A 16,850-nucleotide genomic window follows, 5' to 3' on the forward strand; every position below is an offset into this window, starting at 1 on the left:
AAATGTTGACGATTGTCAGCTCGGCAACAGATTATTTGCAGGTTTTGTATGTAGGCAATATTTTCATTACTTGCGTTAATTTTATCCACCGAAAACGATTGCAATTTAGGTTTTTTACCTCGAGAAAAAGAAGAAGCATATGTCAAATAATGATTCTGCGAGTACCGCAACGCCACAAATGTTTGGCCATCCTAAAGGGTTATTTTATCTGTTTTTTGCTGAGCTATGGGAGCGTTTTAGCTTCTATGGCATGCGGGCGTTGCTGACGCTCTACATGGTCAATAAGTTGTTTGAAGCGTTTGCAGACAGAGATACCCGTTCGATTATTATTTATGCTTCCTACGGAAGTCTGGTCTATGCAAGTACCGTGCTTGGCGGTAGGGTGTCAGATGCTCTTTTAGGTAACAGAAAGTCGATTATTCTTGGCGGGGTCATGATGTCAATCGGCCATTTCGTTTTGGCTATCGACAATCAGGCAACTTTTTTTGCTGGCCTTGCTTTAATCATCATCGGCACGGGATATTTCAAGTCAAACATCTCAACTTTTGTAGGCACGCTTTATGAAAAAAATGACCCCAGACAGGATGGCGGTTTTACCATCTTCTACATGGGGATCAATATCGGCGCCTTCACAGCGCCGCTGCTGTGTGCGTGGCTTGCAAGCGCCTATGGCTGGCACTACGGTTTTGGTGCGGCAGGCGTGGGGATGGTGTTAGGGCTTGTTACATTTGTCTATGGCTCCCGAAGCGGAGTGTTCGGTGATAAGGGATATCCCTTGCAACCAGAAAAACTAGAAAAAAAGTGGGCAGGGTTGAAGGTCGGTGTTTGGGTGCCTCTTTTGTCATTTGCTGCCGTTCCTGTGATCACACTAATGATCTCCGACTACACTATTTACACCATTGGGAACATTTTTGAAGGATCAATAGTAAGACTCTTCTTCTATGTTCTGTTGATTGTGATCATCGGGTACCTGGTTTGGGTAAGTATTAAGCTTCCAAAGGAGGAATGGCAGAAGCTGGTCGTGGCTGTTTTCCTCACCATGTTTATGTCTTTCTTTTGGGGTTTTCATGAATTATCGGGCAGCATCATTACATTGTTTGCCGCCAGAAATGTGAACCTGGTGTGGATGGATGCAGCCGGCACCAACTCACTGAATCCATTCTTTATAGTTGTGTTTTCAATGGTGATGCCGGTTGTGTGGATGTGGCTTTCGAAAAAAGGAAAGAACCCAAGAACACCCTATAAATTTGCCATGGGGCTTGCCCAGCTGGGCGTCGGTTTTTTGATTATCAGCTTGAGTAAGAGTTTTGCGGATGACAATGGATTCGTTCCCTTTATTTTTCTTGTCGTCATGTACCTGTTCATTTCTACAGGCGAACTCTTCATGTCGCCCGTTGGTCTTTCAAAAATAACCAGCCTTTCACCTCTTAAAATCAAGTCGTTTATGATGGGTGTTTGGTTTATGTCATCCGCTTTTGCCTTCCAGATCGGCGGGATTGTTGGAGAGTATCTTGCCATTGAATCGAGCCAGTCGGCCGATCAGGTAGGCGGTTGGGACACGCTTGATGTGTACCTCAACGGCTTCGAAAAGATCGCCTACGTGTCATTTGGCTTTGCGCTGCTGGTGGTGGTGCTGAGTCCCTGGCTGAAGAAATGGATGAAGGAAGTTCACTAGTGGTGAACCTGTTGCCGGGTATTGTCTTCAGCTTCTATTTTGTCGATGTATTTCTCTCTTACAGATGAGATAGTGACGAGAATTGGGAGGATAAAGAAAAAAAGAAGCACCCAGATAAGGTATGCGTTGTCCTTCTCCGTGGTTACCTGCACGGGTTCTCCATACGAAATAAGTTCCGCCCAGTTGTGAGGGTGGGCCGACAGCTTGTCAGCGGTAGACAAGTACTCAAGTTTGGCATCCCTCAGCGCTTGAAGTGTGTTGTTTCCCAGAGACAGCTTTTTGAAAAAGCTGCCTATAATATTTTTGCTGTGCTCGTCGTGGGCTTCCCAGAGGCCTAAAACCACCGTGCCACTGCCGGCAGACAGGAAAGCTCTCACCATACTAATAACCGCCTCGCCGTGCGGTATCAGCCCCATGCCTGTCTCTGTCGAAGTTAATACAATGACATTGCCTGACAGGTCAAGATTATAAATCTCGTGGCTATAAAGGTTTCGTTCGATATTAGTGGTTTTTCCCGGGTTGAATATTAGCTTGGGATAGTCAATCGCATCACCGTGAATCAACAGATAGAGAATTTCAAATCGGGGAGCTATTCTGATGAAGGCATCTTTTGTTGCCTGCTCACCCCGAAACGTCAAGCCCTCAAAATAGAGCCTGGAGTTTTTGATTTCCTGCATGATGTAGCTGGAGGTTGTGTCGCTGGTGTTGTACCTGCTTTTCAATGCAAAAGAGGTCAATTGGGAATTGTGTTTTGGCAATACCGGAGGGTGATCGAGAAGCATTTCAGCCGAAGTAATATACGAGATCGAGGTATATTTGACGAGGTAGGGCAAAGTGTTATAGCCTGTTGGATTGGAAGGCACTTCTACTAGCAGCGTCTCGAAGGGGATCAATTTAATGAGTCCGTCAGGGGCCAAAACAATCGTTTTTTCGCTTGGTAGGTTTGGAAGCAATGGCGCTACGATCTCATTATATAGAATGTTCGAGCTTTCAATAAAGTCAACCATTTCATCCTGGGAAAATTCGGATGGTGTGATCCAAAAATGCGACAGGAATCGTTGTATTTTGGCTTCAAACTCAGGATTTACTTCATTTTCAATGAACATGCTGGATGAGTCACTTACGCTGAGTCCATACACGTGACGAACTCCATAAAAATATTCGATTAGGTGAATGTTAGAATGGTTGTGGAAGTCCATGAAGGTAACATCATCGAACAGTGAATACTCGGTGCTACTGTTCTTCATATAATTTTGCGCTTTTGCCCTCCAACTCACCATTTTGCCAAAGCTTTCAATCAATAAATCCTCTCTGGTTACTCTTTCAACGTCGTTGATGGCGAGCTCCAGTTCGTCAATACGATCCAATATTTCTTTGTTGAGATCGGCGAAAGTTGACTCCAGTGAATCGGGAAGTCCTGCTTTGTTGAGGAACATAGCCTCCGCAGCTTCTTTTCGAATGCGTATGAGCTTGTCATTTTCTATGAGCTGCAACGCTTTTGTCCAGTATAATTTCTCTCTGGTTCGCTCGTAGAGCTGATACGACGCACCAAGTGCATATTCAGTCAAGAGATGAAAGCTAGCTATTCTGTCTAGAACTACCTGCTCATCAGGGAGGCCGTAGGGTGAGTTGTATCTCGTATATTCCAGTGTCGCTTCCAGCATGCTCAAGCCATTGGTCAGTCTTTCTGTCGAAACATACTCCTCACTCACGATGGCAATGGCAATTTTTTCCATAGCAGCCATAACTCGTGGTAGTAAATGTGCTGATATTTGTGCTTCGCTTACTTTTTCAGCCAAATTGTCAATGGTAAGACCTCCATCAATTGTTTTCAAACTTCGGGTGTAAAAGTGGAAAGCCGAATCGGGCAAATTGGCGGCGAAAAAGTAGTCGGCCCTGGCTATAAGTGCTTTGAAAACTTCCGGACTTGAAGGCGCAGAATTTGCTATATGATATTTGAGGTACGCAGAGCTAAGCTTGTTAGCCTGTAATAGGTCTCCTTGCTTGAGGTAAAGAATGGCAAGCCTGTATTGCGTTTCCAGCCTGGTATTGATGTCGTCTGATGACGTTAGCGAGCTTAAGCGTTCTTCTATCAAAATTGCCGAATCGAACGAGTGTGTAGCCTCATAGGCCATCGACAGAGTGGGGTAGTAGTAGGTCTTATTGTAAGTTTGGTCTTCGGGGCTATAGGTTTTACGGAGATCAATAGCCCGGGTTAGGCGCTTGATGGCATCTTCCGGCTCGTTCAACCCAATATAGAGGGTCGCCATCAGGTAATTCAGATTGGCAATAAAATCATAATGTACAGACGCTTCCAACGAGTCCATGAGATGAAGGGCTTCCTGACTGTAATCAATGGCCTTTTCTTTTTCATTCAATTCATTGGCAGTCTCCGCCATTGCAAAGCTCGTACGAGCTTCAATGATTGGCATGTTAACTTTACCTTCTTCCGATAGGGAGACGGCTTTGTTGTAGTAATAGACAGCCGCTAAGTCGTTGTTGACGGTGTTTCTGTAAAAATTACCAAGCTCAACCCAACTGAGGAATTTGAGTCTATTATCGTTTATTTCTTCCGCCAAAAATGCAGCATTCCTAAAGCTTTGCAGCGCAGAGTCTTTTTGGTTAGTGTCACTGTAATACCTTCCCCAAAAGAGCAGGTTTTCACTTCTGAGGTTTTTATGTTCTGTATTGGAGGGAAGTTGCGCCCTGGCCTCCGTTAACCGGTCTTTGCTTTTAGTTTTTAAGTCAAGTTCCCTATACAAGTCTGCACTCTCGTTAAGGGCTCTCAGCCGATTCATATGGCTGCTGGTGAAGTCGGTCAACACAAATTCCCAATACTCCAGCGCCAGCTCAAACTGATTCATCTGCTTCAACGAATCTGCCTTTAGCATCTGAAGTTCTATTTCAGTTAGCACTTCGGTGGTATCCTTTTCGGGGTCGTCGGCAGCCTTTGCCTGAAAGCAGGTAAATGCTATTGCAATGAGGGTGATTAACTTGGCTCTCATAAGAAGAATTCAGGTAGAAAGGTAGCCAGAATAGCGAAGGTGAGCAAGTAAGACTAGTTCTAAATCAGGTATTGCAGCAAGCAGGAGGTTTGCCCCCTGACTGGATACTGAATAAGTGCCGTTTCGGGTCGGACTACTCTTCTTTGCGAACTGTAACTGTGCTTGTTGTCTGTTGATAGGCGCCAAAGATGCCGTAGCCATTCTTAACATTATTGTAGACAGGTACTGGCTCGGCGAAGGGGTCTCCGTCCAATGATCGTTGAAGATTGGCCGTTTGCTTGTACTTGAACATAGAATAGGATATCTCCCGCACGGCAACCAAAACTTCCACTTCATCAACTGTCTCATTCCAAAACGGGTAGATATAGGTGTTGAAATTGATTTTAACTGTTTTGCCGTCTACAACATCATCGGAAAAAGACCAGAATCGATCCGAGTAATATTGCTCAACCGTGAAGATTCCATCTTCGCTATCAATAGGGTATTGAATCATCACAGTATCAACAACAACATACTCTCCGGTATCTTCGTCCCGTTCATAATGCAACTCCGGTCCGTACAAGCCGATTTCATAATAATTTTCGCCTTTTGGATCGTCGAATTCAATCGTCATGCTGTATTGCTGCTGGTTATACTCGTCATTAGCGTTTTTGGCGAATGTTACTTTGTTGAGCTTCACATTTTGGCTGGGAACGACGTCAGTGGCAGTTACAGTTTTGTAGTTGGTTTTCGATGCTTCAATGGTATATGTGTGCCCCTTTAAAGGTTTTAATGTGCCCTTGTAGCCATCTTCGCTATTCTGCACGAGGGTTTCCACAAGGATCTCACCGTCATAGATATTGACAGTTGCTTCCGGTATTGTCGAAAACTGATTGTTGCTCAGGATATTTTGGCTAGCAGTAAGTTGCACCTGAAAAGTGCTGTCGGGGTTGATAGTGCTATGAACTGTGATGGAAGCGGGTTTAATAGGAATATCCACATCAACCACAACTTCACACGATATCGCACAAACTGCGAGTAGGACGAATAAATATCTCATAGCTTAGAATTCAAAGTTGTAACGAACAGACGGGATAATTGGGAATAAGCTGTACTGCTTGAACTTTTTGTTGCCACTTCTATCATACCCAATGTCCATAAAAAACGGGTTGGATCGGCTATAAGCATTGTAAGCGCCAAATGACCAGGTCTGCTGGCCCCACTTCTTTTTCTTTGTCTTACTCACACTTATATCCAGCCGATGGTAGGCACGCATCCTATAATTATTGCGGGATGGATAGTCCAGAAGCTCATTGTAGTAATAATAGGTTTGGCCACCTGGCCCGGTGCTATACGAATGCCCCTGCCCGGCATATCTTTCCTCAGGTAAACTCACTGCATTGCCAGTGCCATATACCCAGGTAGCACTGAACTCAAAGTCGTCCCGAACTTTATAAATACCAACAAGGCTTACATCGTGCCGCCGGTCGTATTTGTAGGGGTAGGTTTTTCCAAAATTCAAGTCGGGGAACGTTCTTTCCGTTCGAGACAATGTGTAACCGATCCAGCCCGAGAATCTCCCAGTCTTTTTCTGGATAAGCAATTCCGTCCCGTAACTTACCCCATTGCCTGTCGAGACCTTGCTTTGCCAGTCTTTCTGAGGATCGATGTAACTGGCCCCTTCACTGTACTCGATCAGGTTGGTCATGTCCTTGTAGTATGCCTCTATACTCACCTCATAGGTTTTGGTGATGTTCTTGGCTACACCTATTGCCACCTGGGAAGAGTATTGAGGCTTGATGTTTTTGGTGGCAGGCACCCACAGGTCTGTGGGCAGCCCTATGCTGCTGTTGGTGAGCAGGTGAATGAACTGTGCCATGGTGGCATAAGAAGCTTTAATAGCCAGGCCGTTGCCGAACAAATAACGGGCATTGATCCGGGGTTGCACTTTTTGGTACCAAATATTATTGACATTGAAGGCTGAGAAATGAACTCCCGCATTGACCCTGATCGCTTTGGAGATAGTCCAGTCATCTTCAAAATAGGTGGCCAGCTCAAGTCCTCTGGTTTTGGTGGAGCCCAGCGTTGTGTCTGCATCGTTGGAGGCAGTATAGGCCAGAATACCGGGATTAAAGGTGTGATGAATAGCGCTGGCTCCCGCTCTCAACTGATGATCGACGTGAGGGGTGAACTCAAAGTCTGTTTTAAGGGCCAGGTCTTGGATGCCTGAAAAATACCGGGTAGCACCGCTGTCTTCGGTAGTTTCGGTGGGGGTGGTTGTTTTGTTATAGTATTCCTGGAAGATGTCGAACTGGTACTTGCTGTAGGTGGCCGTCACATTACTGAATATCTTGGGACTGAAAACATGGTTCCATCTGAAGGCCGAAGTGATATTGCCCCACTTGAGGCCAAACTCATCTTTGTAGTCGTACCTCGTATTGTCCGATACATAAAAGTCTTTGCTTCTGGCGTAGGCTTTATCGTCACCTGTGTAGGTGCTGAGGTAAATCCTGTCACGGTCGGAGAAGGTGTAGTTGACCTTGGCGTTGAGGTCGTAAAAAAAGTAGCCAGCCGTTTCATCGCCATCAGTGTTCGCTTTAATAAGGGGCCTTGCCAGAATGTCGATATAGGTTCTTCGGGCCGAAACGATGAATGAGGATTTTTCTTTTTTCAGCGGGCCTTCCAGCGTAAGCTTTGACGAAATAAGACCAATAGAGCCGGTTCCTTTTAATTCTCTGTTGTTACCCTCTTTCATCGAAATGTCAATCACAGAGGATAGCCTGCCTCCATATCTGGCAGGAAACCCACCTTTTATTACTTCCACGTTATTGATGGCATCCGCATTAAAAACGGAGAAGAAACCGAAGAGGTGGGAGGCGTTGTAAACCGGCACTCCGTCGAGGAGGATGAGGTTTTGGTCAGGTCCGCCACCCCGCACATACAGGCCACTGCTGCCTTCGGAACCGGACTGAATGCCGGGCATGAGCTGCAATGCTTTAAAAATGTCGACCTCGCCAGCCAGGGCGGGAAGCGATTTGATCTGGTCTACCGGGATGCCAATTTTACTCATTTGAGGCATGTCGACGAGGTCTTCTTCGGCAGTCACCACTATCTCATCAAGCATGCTTTGTGGGATCAGCCGGATGGAGAGCTCCACATTGCCCTTGAGAGTGATGAGCGTATCTATCGGCAAATAGCCGACGTATGAAAAAACCAGGTGAACTTCTGAGTAGGAGAGTGGCAGCGTGTAGTAGCCGAAATGATTGGTGGTGGTACCCTTCAAAGTGCTTTTGTCAAACACATTGGCACCAATCAGGCTTTCGCCTGTTTCACGGTCTCTTACGTAACCTGAAATAGTGTTCGATTGAGCAAAGGCGATACTTGTAACGCAAAAAAGGCTAAAAAGCAGCAGGTATCTCATGGTAAAAAAGTAGGTTGACGTTAGGTAACGTTGAAAAATGACACAAATTATACCAGATAAGTTGTGAAAACCTATGCCGTTGACGTTTTGGTCAGGGGAAAAAAAGAAAGGCGCTGAATTTCAGCGCCTTTGCAAATATATGAATGTTGATGAATGATTACATCATTCCGCCCATTCCGCCGCCGCCTGGCATTGGAGGCATTCCCTTCTCGTCCTCTGGGTTTTCAGCTACTACAGCTTCGGTAGTAAGCAGAAGAGCAGCGATAGAAGCAGCATTTTCAAGGGCAAGGCGAGTTACCTTGGTTGGGTCAATTACACCAGCCTTGAACATGTTTTCGAACGTGTCAGTGGCAGCATTGTAACCGAAGTCATTTTTGCCTTCTCTGATTTTCTGAACGATCACTGAACCTTCGCCACCAGCGTTTTCAACGATGGTTCTCAAAGGAGACTCCAAAGCTACACGGATGATGTTCACACCAATCGCCTGGTCTTCGTTGTCTGTCTTCAGTTTGTCAAGAGATTCGATGGCACGGATAAGTGCAACGCCACCACCAGCTACTACGCCTTCCTGAACGGCGGCTCTTGTAGCGTGAAGAGCGTCATCTACTCTGTCTTTCTTCTCTTTCATTTCCACTTCAGTGGCAGCACCAATGTAAAGGATAGCTACACCACCAGAAAGCTTAGCAAGTCTTTCCTGAAGTTTCTCTTTGTCGTAGTCAGAAGTAGTAGCTTCAATCTGCGCCTTGATCTGGTTCACACGACCTTTGATGTCGGCAGCAGTACCAGCACCATTAACAATAGTAGTATTGTCTTTGTCGATGTTGATTTTTTCTGCTCTTCCAAGTGAGTCAAGTGTAGCGTTTTCAAGTTTGTAGCCTCTTTCTTCAGAGATTACGGTGCCACCAGTAAGGATAGCAATGTCTTCCAACATCGCTTTTCTACGGTCACCGAAGCCAGGGGCTTTGACAGCGGCCACTTTTAGTGCACCACGGATTTTGTTTACTACAAGTGTAGCCAATGCTTCGCCGTCTACATCTTCAGAGATGATCACAAGAGGCTTGCCTGTTTGAGCAGTTGCTTCAAGTACTGGAAGCAACTCTTTCATGCTGCTGATCTTTTTGTCGTAGATCAGGATGTAAGGGTTCTCAAGGTCAGCTTCCATTTTCTCCGTGTTGGTTACGAAGTATGGAGAAAGGTAACCACGGTCAAACTGCATACCTTCTACAGTTCTTACTTCAGTTTCCGTTCCTTTGGCTTCTTCAACAGTGATCACACCGTCTTTACCTACTTTGTCCATTGCATCGGCAATCATTTTACCGATCTCAGCATCTCCATTAGCAGAGATACCAGCTACCTGAGCAATTTCGCTAGAGTTATTGATAGTTTTTGACTGGCCTCTAAGGTGTGTAACAACCGCAGATACTGCTTTGTCGATGCCACGCTTAAGATCCATTGGGTTAGCACCAGCGGCTACGTTTTTGATACCTACTGTGAATATCGCCTGTGTAAGAACAGTCGCAGTGGTAGTACCGTCACCAGCAGCGTCAGCAGTTTTGGAAGCCACTTCCTTCACCAACTGAGCACCCATGTTTTCGATAGGGTCTTTCAATTCGATTTCTTTGGCTACTGACACACCGTCTTTTGTTACGGTAGGAGCACCAAATTTCTTGTCAAGAATGACGTTCCGACCTTTAGGTCCAAGCGTTACCTTCACTGCATTTGCAAGTGTGTCAACGCCCTTCTTCAGTTTGTTTCTTGCGTCGGTATTAAAGAAAATTTCCTTTGCCATAGTTTTCTGTGTTTTTACTCTTTACAGATAATTTTTTGTTGTCTAATTAGATAATGCCAAAAATGTCAGACTCTCTCATGATAAGGTAGTCTTTGCCATCAATGGCGATCTCAGTGCCAGAGTATTTGCCATATAGTACCTGATCACCAACTTTTACGTTGATAGGCTCATCTTTCTTGCCAGTGCCAATAGCCACGATCTGACCTTTTTGTGGCTTTTCTTTAGCAGTGTCGGGAATGATGATACCAGAAGCTGTTTTTTCTTCTGCAGGTGCTGGCTCCACCAGCACTCTGTCTGCTAATGGTTTGAAATTTACTTTTGACATATTGGTTTTGAATTTTAGTGGTTATTTAAATTCTATGTACCACCGCTTGCACATCTTGTGCCACTCACGTTTTGACTGCCAAGTCATGCCAAATTGCACCATTTTGGCCGTCAACTGTCAGTGTTGGTTTGAAAAGATGACAGGATGCCTGACAAATTTTCATTGCCTGACATAATCCCGTCTACCGTGTCAGCCAGGAAGCGGAAAAGTTGGCTTCATTTCTGCATCTACTTGACTCGTTGCTTCAAGCTTTTTATATTTTGATGTGTGACAAAAAAATCAACGAATATGGAACAATTGAAAGTGGATTGGTTAACCGATGGATTGATTGATTTTGAGTACAAAAAGTACGTGCTTTTGGCGTATCTCAAAAACGTAAAGGCGCATTTCGATGACAAAAAGCTCTATCCGTTTATGTCAGACATGGTTTTTCACTACCAAAACCTGATGACCATAAAGAGCAACAAGTCATTACTGTATGAGAACTTCCCTAAATCCATCTCCAAAGCTGATTTTAGCAAGCTGAAGCTTACCTACAAAAAGCTGGTGGAGGACGACGACCTGATGCTTGAAATAGAGAGCATTGTGGAGTTTGCGATGCCAAAGTTTCAGAATGCCCTGGAGGTTGGGAAGGAGATTTATGAGTTTGTGGAGAATAACCTGGAGTTTCTGCCAGTGGGTGTTACGCCCATTTACACCAACGAAGGTTATTTGTTTTTGAGTCAGGATGTGAGCAGCGACGTGAACATATACCAGTATCAGCTCACTTTCTTTGAACAGTCGAATGAGAAGTTCAGGGGAATCAATACTCATTTTCTGAAGAGAGAAGAAAGAACTCTTTCAAATACCTTCGAACACATCAAGCTCAAGCTTGTGAAGAAGTTTGCCAACTTGCCCAATCCGGCCACTTACGCCATAGTCAGCAAACAATTCTTCCCGTTGCCGGAAACACTACTTCCAATAGCCAAAAGACTACTTGTGCGAAATATCAGTGTCTCTTAAAAAGAAAGCCCAGCCAACGCAAGTCGACTGGGCTTCTATTTTTTTTGGTGTTTTTTACTGCTGGGTAGTGTCAGTGTCCAGGTTCAAAGGAAGAGCCTCTTCCTCAGCGCCACCGTCCGTTGGCATACCAGGTATGATCGTTTTCTCCTGTGCCCTGTTAATGTTTGGACTATTTACTCCAGAATCTCTGGCCGTTGTGTCAAGGAAAAAGTTGGTAGATAGGCTCAAAACCATAATAGCTATAGCCAGTCCCCATGTTGCTTTTTCAAGAATGTCACCAGTCTTCTTCACACCCATTACCTGGCTGGCACCTGCTCCGCCAAACTGACTGGAAAGACCGCCACCTTTAGAATTTTGTGCCAATACTACTAATACAAGCAATAGTGCTGCGAGTATTGTTAAACCTATTATTACTGCTAACATGAAGGGTTATTTTTGTAAATCTGCAATACGAGCCGCAAAGTACGCCTTTTTCTCAGGAATTTTCAAAATTAATTTCTCATAAACCTCAACGGCTCTTTCATTTTTCCCTTGCTTGGTAAGAATGAGCGCCAGGTTTTCCGTTACCAACTCGTCTTTCAGCTTCTGTGAAGGCTCCGAGAGGTCTTTCGCATCTACCTTCTGGCTTTCCTGTGTTTGTGGCTTGATCGATGGGTTGGTCTTTATGAAAGCGTCAATGATGCTTGCCTGATCGTTTTTTTTTATTGGATTAGCAACCGCATCGGCCGTTGCTGTTTTTGAAGTTGATGAGCCCGCTGCCTTAGTCTTAGCAGCTCCCGTTGGTTTTTGCTTTGCCTGCCCTGATGTGGCAGTTTTAGCTATTTTTTTTTTGGCAGCCGAAGCGTCCCTGGCGGAAGTTTTAACCGTTTTTTTTTGATTGGGTTTAGGTTTCGCCTGATTGCTGGTTGCTTTTTTTACTGCTTTGGCCTGGGCCTCTTCAAACTCTGCATCTTCAAGCTTTCTTTCCACTTCAAGGTAGTGCGACTTGGTCTTTTTTAATGCCTCGAGGTTGGCAAACACTTGCTTCAGAAGATCGTCGTGCTCGGAGTCGCTTAGGTGCTCATGTGAACTGTAGTCGGTGTCGGATGGTGCAGGGTCTGGCTCGAAAGGCGGTTCCTCAACTTCCTCTTTTTGTGTTGCTGTTGGCGCTGCCTCTGGAGGAGCCTGCTGTGCTTCTGCGGCAGGCTCTTTAACTACTTCGGCAGGTGCCTCCTCCTGCGAAGCCTCGACCGGGGGAGACTCTACAACGGCGGTCTCCGGTTGGCTGATGTTGCCTGCAAGAAGCTCTTTCAGGTACAGCCTGTCGGTTGCGTACAGCGCAGCTTTCACAACGCTTTTTTGAGTGTCGGGGGATGATTGGCTCTTGTTGCCAATCGCAACGAGGGTGTGGGCTCCCTGAAAATAGGGGTAGTCTGCAGCCATCTCCTCAATGTCTTTCAATTGACCGATCGTGATGGCTTTAGGATTGCGAATGATTTGCAGTACCTCTTTTTTGTTCACAGTAAATAGGTTTATGGCAATTGAAAGTTATGAAAAATTACCAATTAGCCACAGAACTATTAAATATATCGAGAACGATCTGGTCAAATATCTCTTCAACGAATGACTGCTCTTCGGATGAGAGGTTGGTGCTATTCTGGTCAAAATCCCTGTAGAAAGAGAAGTTTCTACTTTGGTAGTTGAAGGTTTCGTCTTTGGTGTTCGTGTAGGAAACTTTCACTGAAATTGTGATCCTGGTCAAGGCAGAGTAGCTCAGCCCGGACGTATTGTTGGCTTGCGGTGCAACCGGCGTTAATGTGTAATTTTCGATAGTGCCTTCAAACTGCAAATCTCCTTCGTCCTGCACGAGGGTAAGGCTTGTGTTCTTGGTGAAGTAATCTTTCAGTTTTTCGGTAAACAACACGCTCATGTTGGATGGCCCAAGTGGTGAGTTGTTGTAGAAGGTTTGGATGGACGCCGTTTTTACGTCAGGTGAAATGTTGGCACCGGTGAATGAATAGACACCACAGCCTGACAGACCACCAAGCAATAGCAGCAAACAGAGCAGGTGACTATTCTTCAATCTCATACTGTTTGATCTTGCGGTAGAGTGTTCTTTCCGAAATGCCAAGGTCCTGTGCTGCATATTTTCTCTTATTGTTGTTTTTCAACAACGCCCGAATGATCATTTCCTTTTCTTTCTTCTCTAAAGAAAGTGACTCATTTTCCGTCTCCTCTGCCTCGTGGGTAATGTCTTCGATCCTGTTGGGGTCATACTTGCCCGAATGGCCCGAAGAAGATTGAGATGGTTGAATAAGATAGGGTGTAGAGGGCTCGTCGGTTATTTCCTCAACCTCCTGGTCCATATCTTCGAATAGATTCTGATGATCTCTTAAGATGTCATTCTTGCTGCCTTCGCTGTCATCAAGTAACCTGAAAACAAGTTTTTTGAGCTCCGACATGTCTTTCTTCATGTCGAAAAGCACTTTGTAGAGGATGTCTCTTTCGGAAAATGAGCTTTCGCCATTCACCTGCGACCTCAGTAATGCCGGAAGCCTCGACTCATTTTGTGGCAGGTAAGTGGCCAGCCTTTCTGCGGTTACTTCCCGCTCCATTTCCAGCACCGACATTTGCTCTACCAGGTTTTTGAGCTGCCTGATGTTGCCGGGAAACCTGAATTTGAGTAGAACGATTTTAGCCTCTGGGGTTAACTTAATAGGGGTGACCCTGTACTTTTCGGAGAAATCAGCAGCAAACTTTCTGAAAAGCAGGTCGACGTCTTCGCCTCGCTCTCTAAGCGCTGGCACGTAAATCGGGACGGTGTTTAGTCTGTAGTACAGGTCTTCCCTGAATTTTTTGTTTTCTACGGCTTCAAGCAGGTTAACGTTGGTGGCCGCTATCACCCGCACATCGCCTTTTTGCACCTTCGAAGACCCCACCTTAATAAACTCGCCATATTCCAACACCCTGAGGAGTCGGGCTTGCGTGCTCATGGGCATTTCGCCGATTTCATCGAGGAATATTGTTCCGCCGTTGGTTACTTCGAAATATCCCTTTCTGGCTTCGTGCGCCCCAGTAAATGAGCCTTTTTCGTGCCCAAAAAGCTCAGAGTCGATGGTGCCTTCCGGAATGGCGCCGCAGTTAATGGCGATGAACTGGCCGTGCTTGCGGTGGCTGAGCGAATGAATGATTTTCGAGAACGACTCCTTGCCGCTGCCGCTTTCTCCGGTGATGAGCACACTCATGTCGGTGGGGGCCACCTGCGAGGCTACCTGAATGGCATGATTGAGCGAAGGGCTACTGCCAACGATACCAAACCTCTGTTTTATACTTTGAATTTCCTCGTCTCTCACTGCCATCAACGTCTGTGAACAAAAATAAAAGTGTGATTACTTAATTGCCTCGCCAAGAAGTGTTCCGCCTGTGCATTCTTTTACGAGCACATCTACATACTGTCCTTTTTTGAAATGCTCCTTTGGAAAAACGATCACTTTGTTGGCTGAATTGCGACCCTGAAGGTGTAAATCAGACTTTTTGGAAGCTCCTTCAATCAGTACAGTGTGTACTTTGTTCAACTCCCGCCGATTTCTTTCCAGTGCATGGAGCCTTTGTTTATCGATGATCTCCTGTAGTCTGCGTTTCTTCACTTCCAGAGCTATGTCGTCTACATACTTTTTTGCTGCCAATGTGCCAGGCCGTTCTGAATAGTAAAACATGTAGGCAAAGTCGTAGGTCACGTAGTCCATCAACGACAGTGTATCCTGATGTTCTTCCTCGGTTTCGTGGCAAAAGCCTGCAATCATGTCAGACGAAATGCCACAATCTTCACCCAGTATCCTGCGAATGGCACCCACCCGGTTGATGTACCACTCACGGTCGTAGGTGCGGTTCATCCTGTCGAGTACGGCTGAGTTCCCGCTTTGAACTGGCAAGTGAATGTATTTGCAGATGTTGTCATACTTTTTCATTGTATGCAACACCTCGTCGGTAATGTCTTTTGGGTGAGAGGTCGAAAACCTGATCCTCAAATCTGGGTGCACCTCCGCTACCATTTCGAGCAGATGTGCAAAGTTGACAACGTCGGCTATTCCCTCTTTCTCCAGCCTTGCCTTATTGTTTTCTAGATGTGACCACTTATAGGAGTCTACATTTTGGCCCAGCAGCGTCACTTCCCTGTAGCCGTCGTTGAACAGTTGAGCAGCTTCAGCTACTATAGAGTAGGGGTCACGGCTGCGCTCTCGGCCACGGGTGAACGGCACCACACAGAATGAGCACATGTTGTCGCAGCCCCTCATGATGGAGATGAAGGCCGTTACACCGTTGGAATTGAGCCTGACCGGACTGATGTCGGCATAGGTTTCTTCTCTCGAAAGAAATGTGTTAACGCCTTTTTCGCCTTCTTCAGCCAGCCCCACCAGTAGAGGAAGGTCTCTGTAGGCATCCGGGCCCACTACCAGGTCCACGATCTTTTCTTCCTCCAGCAACTTTGACTTTAGTCGCTCGGCCATACAGCCCAACACCCCAATGAGCACTTCCGGCTTGCGTTTTTTTACGGTTTGAAACTGACCAAGGCGGTGTCTGACAGTTTGCTCCGCCTTTTCTCTGATAGAGCATGTATTTAGCAAAATGAGGTCAGCATCCTCATAAGAAGAAGTGGTGTCAAAGCCGTCCTTTTTTAGAATAGAAGTCACTATTTCACTGTCTGAAAAATTCATCTGACAGCCGTACGACTCGATGTACATTTTTCTTGCAGTGGGGTTATTCGACTCCTTCGATATTTTGACAGTCTCGCAGGCGGCTTCCTCCGGAGAGATGATGTCTATGTCGTTAATTATTTGATCCATATGCTTTAAACACAAACTGGGAGCGCAAAAGCAGCACCTCATTCAATAAGTGTGCAAAGTTAACAATTGGGCATGAAAATGACAGAATGGCAGTAAAATAAAAAGGAGACAAAAAGCCTCCTTCTTATTTTCATACATCAAATAATTAAACCTACCTAAAACTCTGTTTCGCTTGCTATGCAAAAAGCCACAGAGCAATTTCTTATCGCATGTTCCCTATAATAGAAAGCCGCTTGGTTGGTAAACTAACCGGGCGCAATTATGTTTGCGTTATTATGTTATTACTTGTAAAAGAAAGTAGATCAAAGTCATTCCTATGGCATTAATCAAGGCCGTAAAAGGCAAATACCCCAGCTTCGGAGTTAATTGTTGGTTTGCAGAGAATGCAACCATTGTGGGTGAGGTAGAAATGGGTAACAATTGTACGGTTTGGTTCAATGCGGTGGTTCGGGGTGATGTGAATGTCATTAAAATAGGTGACAATACGAATATCCAGGACGGTGCAGTGATTCACTGTACTTACCAGAAGTTTGGAACCACTATTGGTAGCAATGTTTCGATTGGGCACAACGCCATTGTGCACGGTTGCACAATACACGACAATGTACTGGTGGGCATGGGAGCGATAGTGATGGATGGCGTGGTGGTAGAGTCGGAGGCTTTGATTGCCGCAGGGGCCGTAGTGCTGGAGGGAACAAGAGTGGAAAGTGGTTTTATTTATGCCGGCGTGCCTGCCAGGAAAGTAAAGCCTGTAAGCGAAGAACTTCGTCAGATATTCACACGCACGGCTGGTAATTATATCAAGTATTCAGAATGGTTTAAATAGAGTTG

Annotated in this window: 13 protein-coding genes; 3 read left to right on the top strand and 10 right to left on the bottom strand. The window is 45.6% G+C overall.

The genetic code is table 11. The features are described from left to right. Nucleotides 1-139: 139 nt before the first annotated feature. Nucleotides 140-1,675, top strand: coding sequence for a peptide MFS transporter (locus GC130_RS19045; RefSeq protein WP_151999940.1), 1,536 nt, complete (start codon nt 140-142; stop codon nt 1,673-1,675). On the opposite strand, the gene GC130_RS19050 is transcribed toward GC130_RS19045, so the two are convergent. The 5 genes from GC130_RS19050 to groES form a co-directional block, all read right to left on the bottom strand. Further along, nucleotides 1,672-4,680: a CHAT domain-containing protein gene (locus GC130_RS19050; protein WP_151999941.1), complete on the bottom strand. Its 3,009-nt coding sequence runs from the start codon at nt 4,678-4,680 to the stop codon at nt 1,672-1,674. The two genes, GC130_RS19045 and GC130_RS19050, sit on opposite strands and share 4 nt — an antisense overlap. 133 nt (nt 4,681-4,813) lie before the next feature. After that, nucleotides 4,814-5,719, bottom strand: a complete 906-nt coding sequence (locus GC130_RS19055) for a DUF4249 domain-containing protein (protein ID WP_151999942.1) — start codon at nt 5,717-5,719, stop codon at nt 4,814-4,816. A 3-nt stretch (nt 5,720-5,722) separates the two neighbouring features. Beyond that, nucleotides 5,723-8,080 carry a TonB-dependent receptor gene (locus GC130_RS19060; RefSeq protein ID WP_151999943.1) on the bottom strand — a complete coding sequence of 786 codons (2,358 nt, stop codon included), beginning with the start codon at nt 8,078-8,080 and terminating at the stop codon, nt 5,723-5,725. A 157-nt stretch (nt 8,081-8,237) separates the two neighbouring features. Then, nucleotides 8,238-9,869: a chaperonin GroEL gene (gene groL, locus GC130_RS19065; RefSeq protein WP_151999944.1), complete on the bottom strand. Its 1,632-nt coding sequence runs from the start codon at nt 9,867-9,869 to the stop codon at nt 8,238-8,240. 46 nt (nt 9,870-9,915) lie between these two features. Further along, nucleotides 9,916-10,194, bottom strand: a complete 279-nt coding sequence (groES, locus tag GC130_RS19070; protein WP_151999945.1) for a co-chaperone GroES — start codon at nt 10,192-10,194, stop codon at nt 9,916-9,918. A gap of 288 nt (nt 10,195-10,482) precedes the next feature. Here groES and GC130_RS19075 point away from each other — a divergent pair, with 288 nt between their 5' ends. After that, nucleotides 10,483-11,196 (top strand): hypothetical protein, encoded by a 714-nt coding sequence (locus tag GC130_RS19075; protein WP_151999946.1) that lies wholly within the window; start codon nt 10,483-10,485, stop codon nt 11,194-11,196. A gap of 54 nt (nt 11,197-11,250) precedes the next feature. On the opposite strand, the gene secG is transcribed toward GC130_RS19075, so the two are convergent. The 5 genes from secG to miaB are packed head-to-tail and all read right to left on the bottom strand — an operon-like array spanning nt 11,251 to nt 16,019. Further along, nucleotides 11,251-11,619, bottom strand: coding sequence for a preprotein translocase subunit SecG (gene secG / locus GC130_RS19080; protein WP_151999947.1), 369 nt, complete (start codon nt 11,617-11,619; stop codon nt 11,251-11,253). Between the two features lie 6 nt (nt 11,620-11,625). Then, entirely contained in the window at nt 11,626-12,696 is a 1,071-nt protein-coding gene (locus tag GC130_RS19085) for a hypothetical protein (protein WP_151999948.1), read from the bottom strand. A 37-nt stretch (nt 12,697-12,733) separates the two neighbouring features. Next, nucleotides 12,734-13,264, bottom strand: a complete 531-nt coding sequence (gene lptE / locus GC130_RS19090) for an LPS assembly lipoprotein LptE (protein ID WP_151999949.1) — start codon at nt 13,262-13,264, stop codon at nt 12,734-12,736. Beyond that, a complete protein-coding gene (locus GC130_RS19095) occupies nt 13,248-14,534 on the bottom strand; it encodes a sigma-54-dependent Fis family transcriptional regulator (protein ID WP_151999950.1) in 1,287 nt (428 codons plus the stop codon). Before GC130_RS19095 ends, lptE begins: the two co-directional genes overlap by 17 nt. Nucleotides 14,535-14,564: 30 nt before the next feature. Then, a complete protein-coding gene (gene miaB / locus GC130_RS19100; protein ID WP_151999951.1) occupies nt 14,565-16,019 on the bottom strand; it encodes a tRNA (N6-isopentenyl adenosine(37)-C2)-methylthiotransferase MiaB in 1,455 nt (484 codons plus the stop codon). Between the two features lie 316 nt (nt 16,020-16,335). On the opposite strand from miaB, the gene GC130_RS19105 reads away from it, so the two are divergent. Next, nucleotides 16,336-16,845: a gamma carbonic anhydrase family protein gene (locus GC130_RS19105; protein WP_151999952.1), complete on the top strand. Its 510-nt coding sequence runs from the start codon at nt 16,336-16,338 to the stop codon at nt 16,843-16,845. Nucleotides 16,846-16,850 lie beyond the last annotated feature (5 nt).

Source organism: Imperialibacter sp. EC-SDR9, assembly GCF_902498805.1.
Lineage (GTDB): Bacteria > Bacteroidota > Bacteroidia > Cytophagales > Cyclobacteriaceae > Imperialibacter.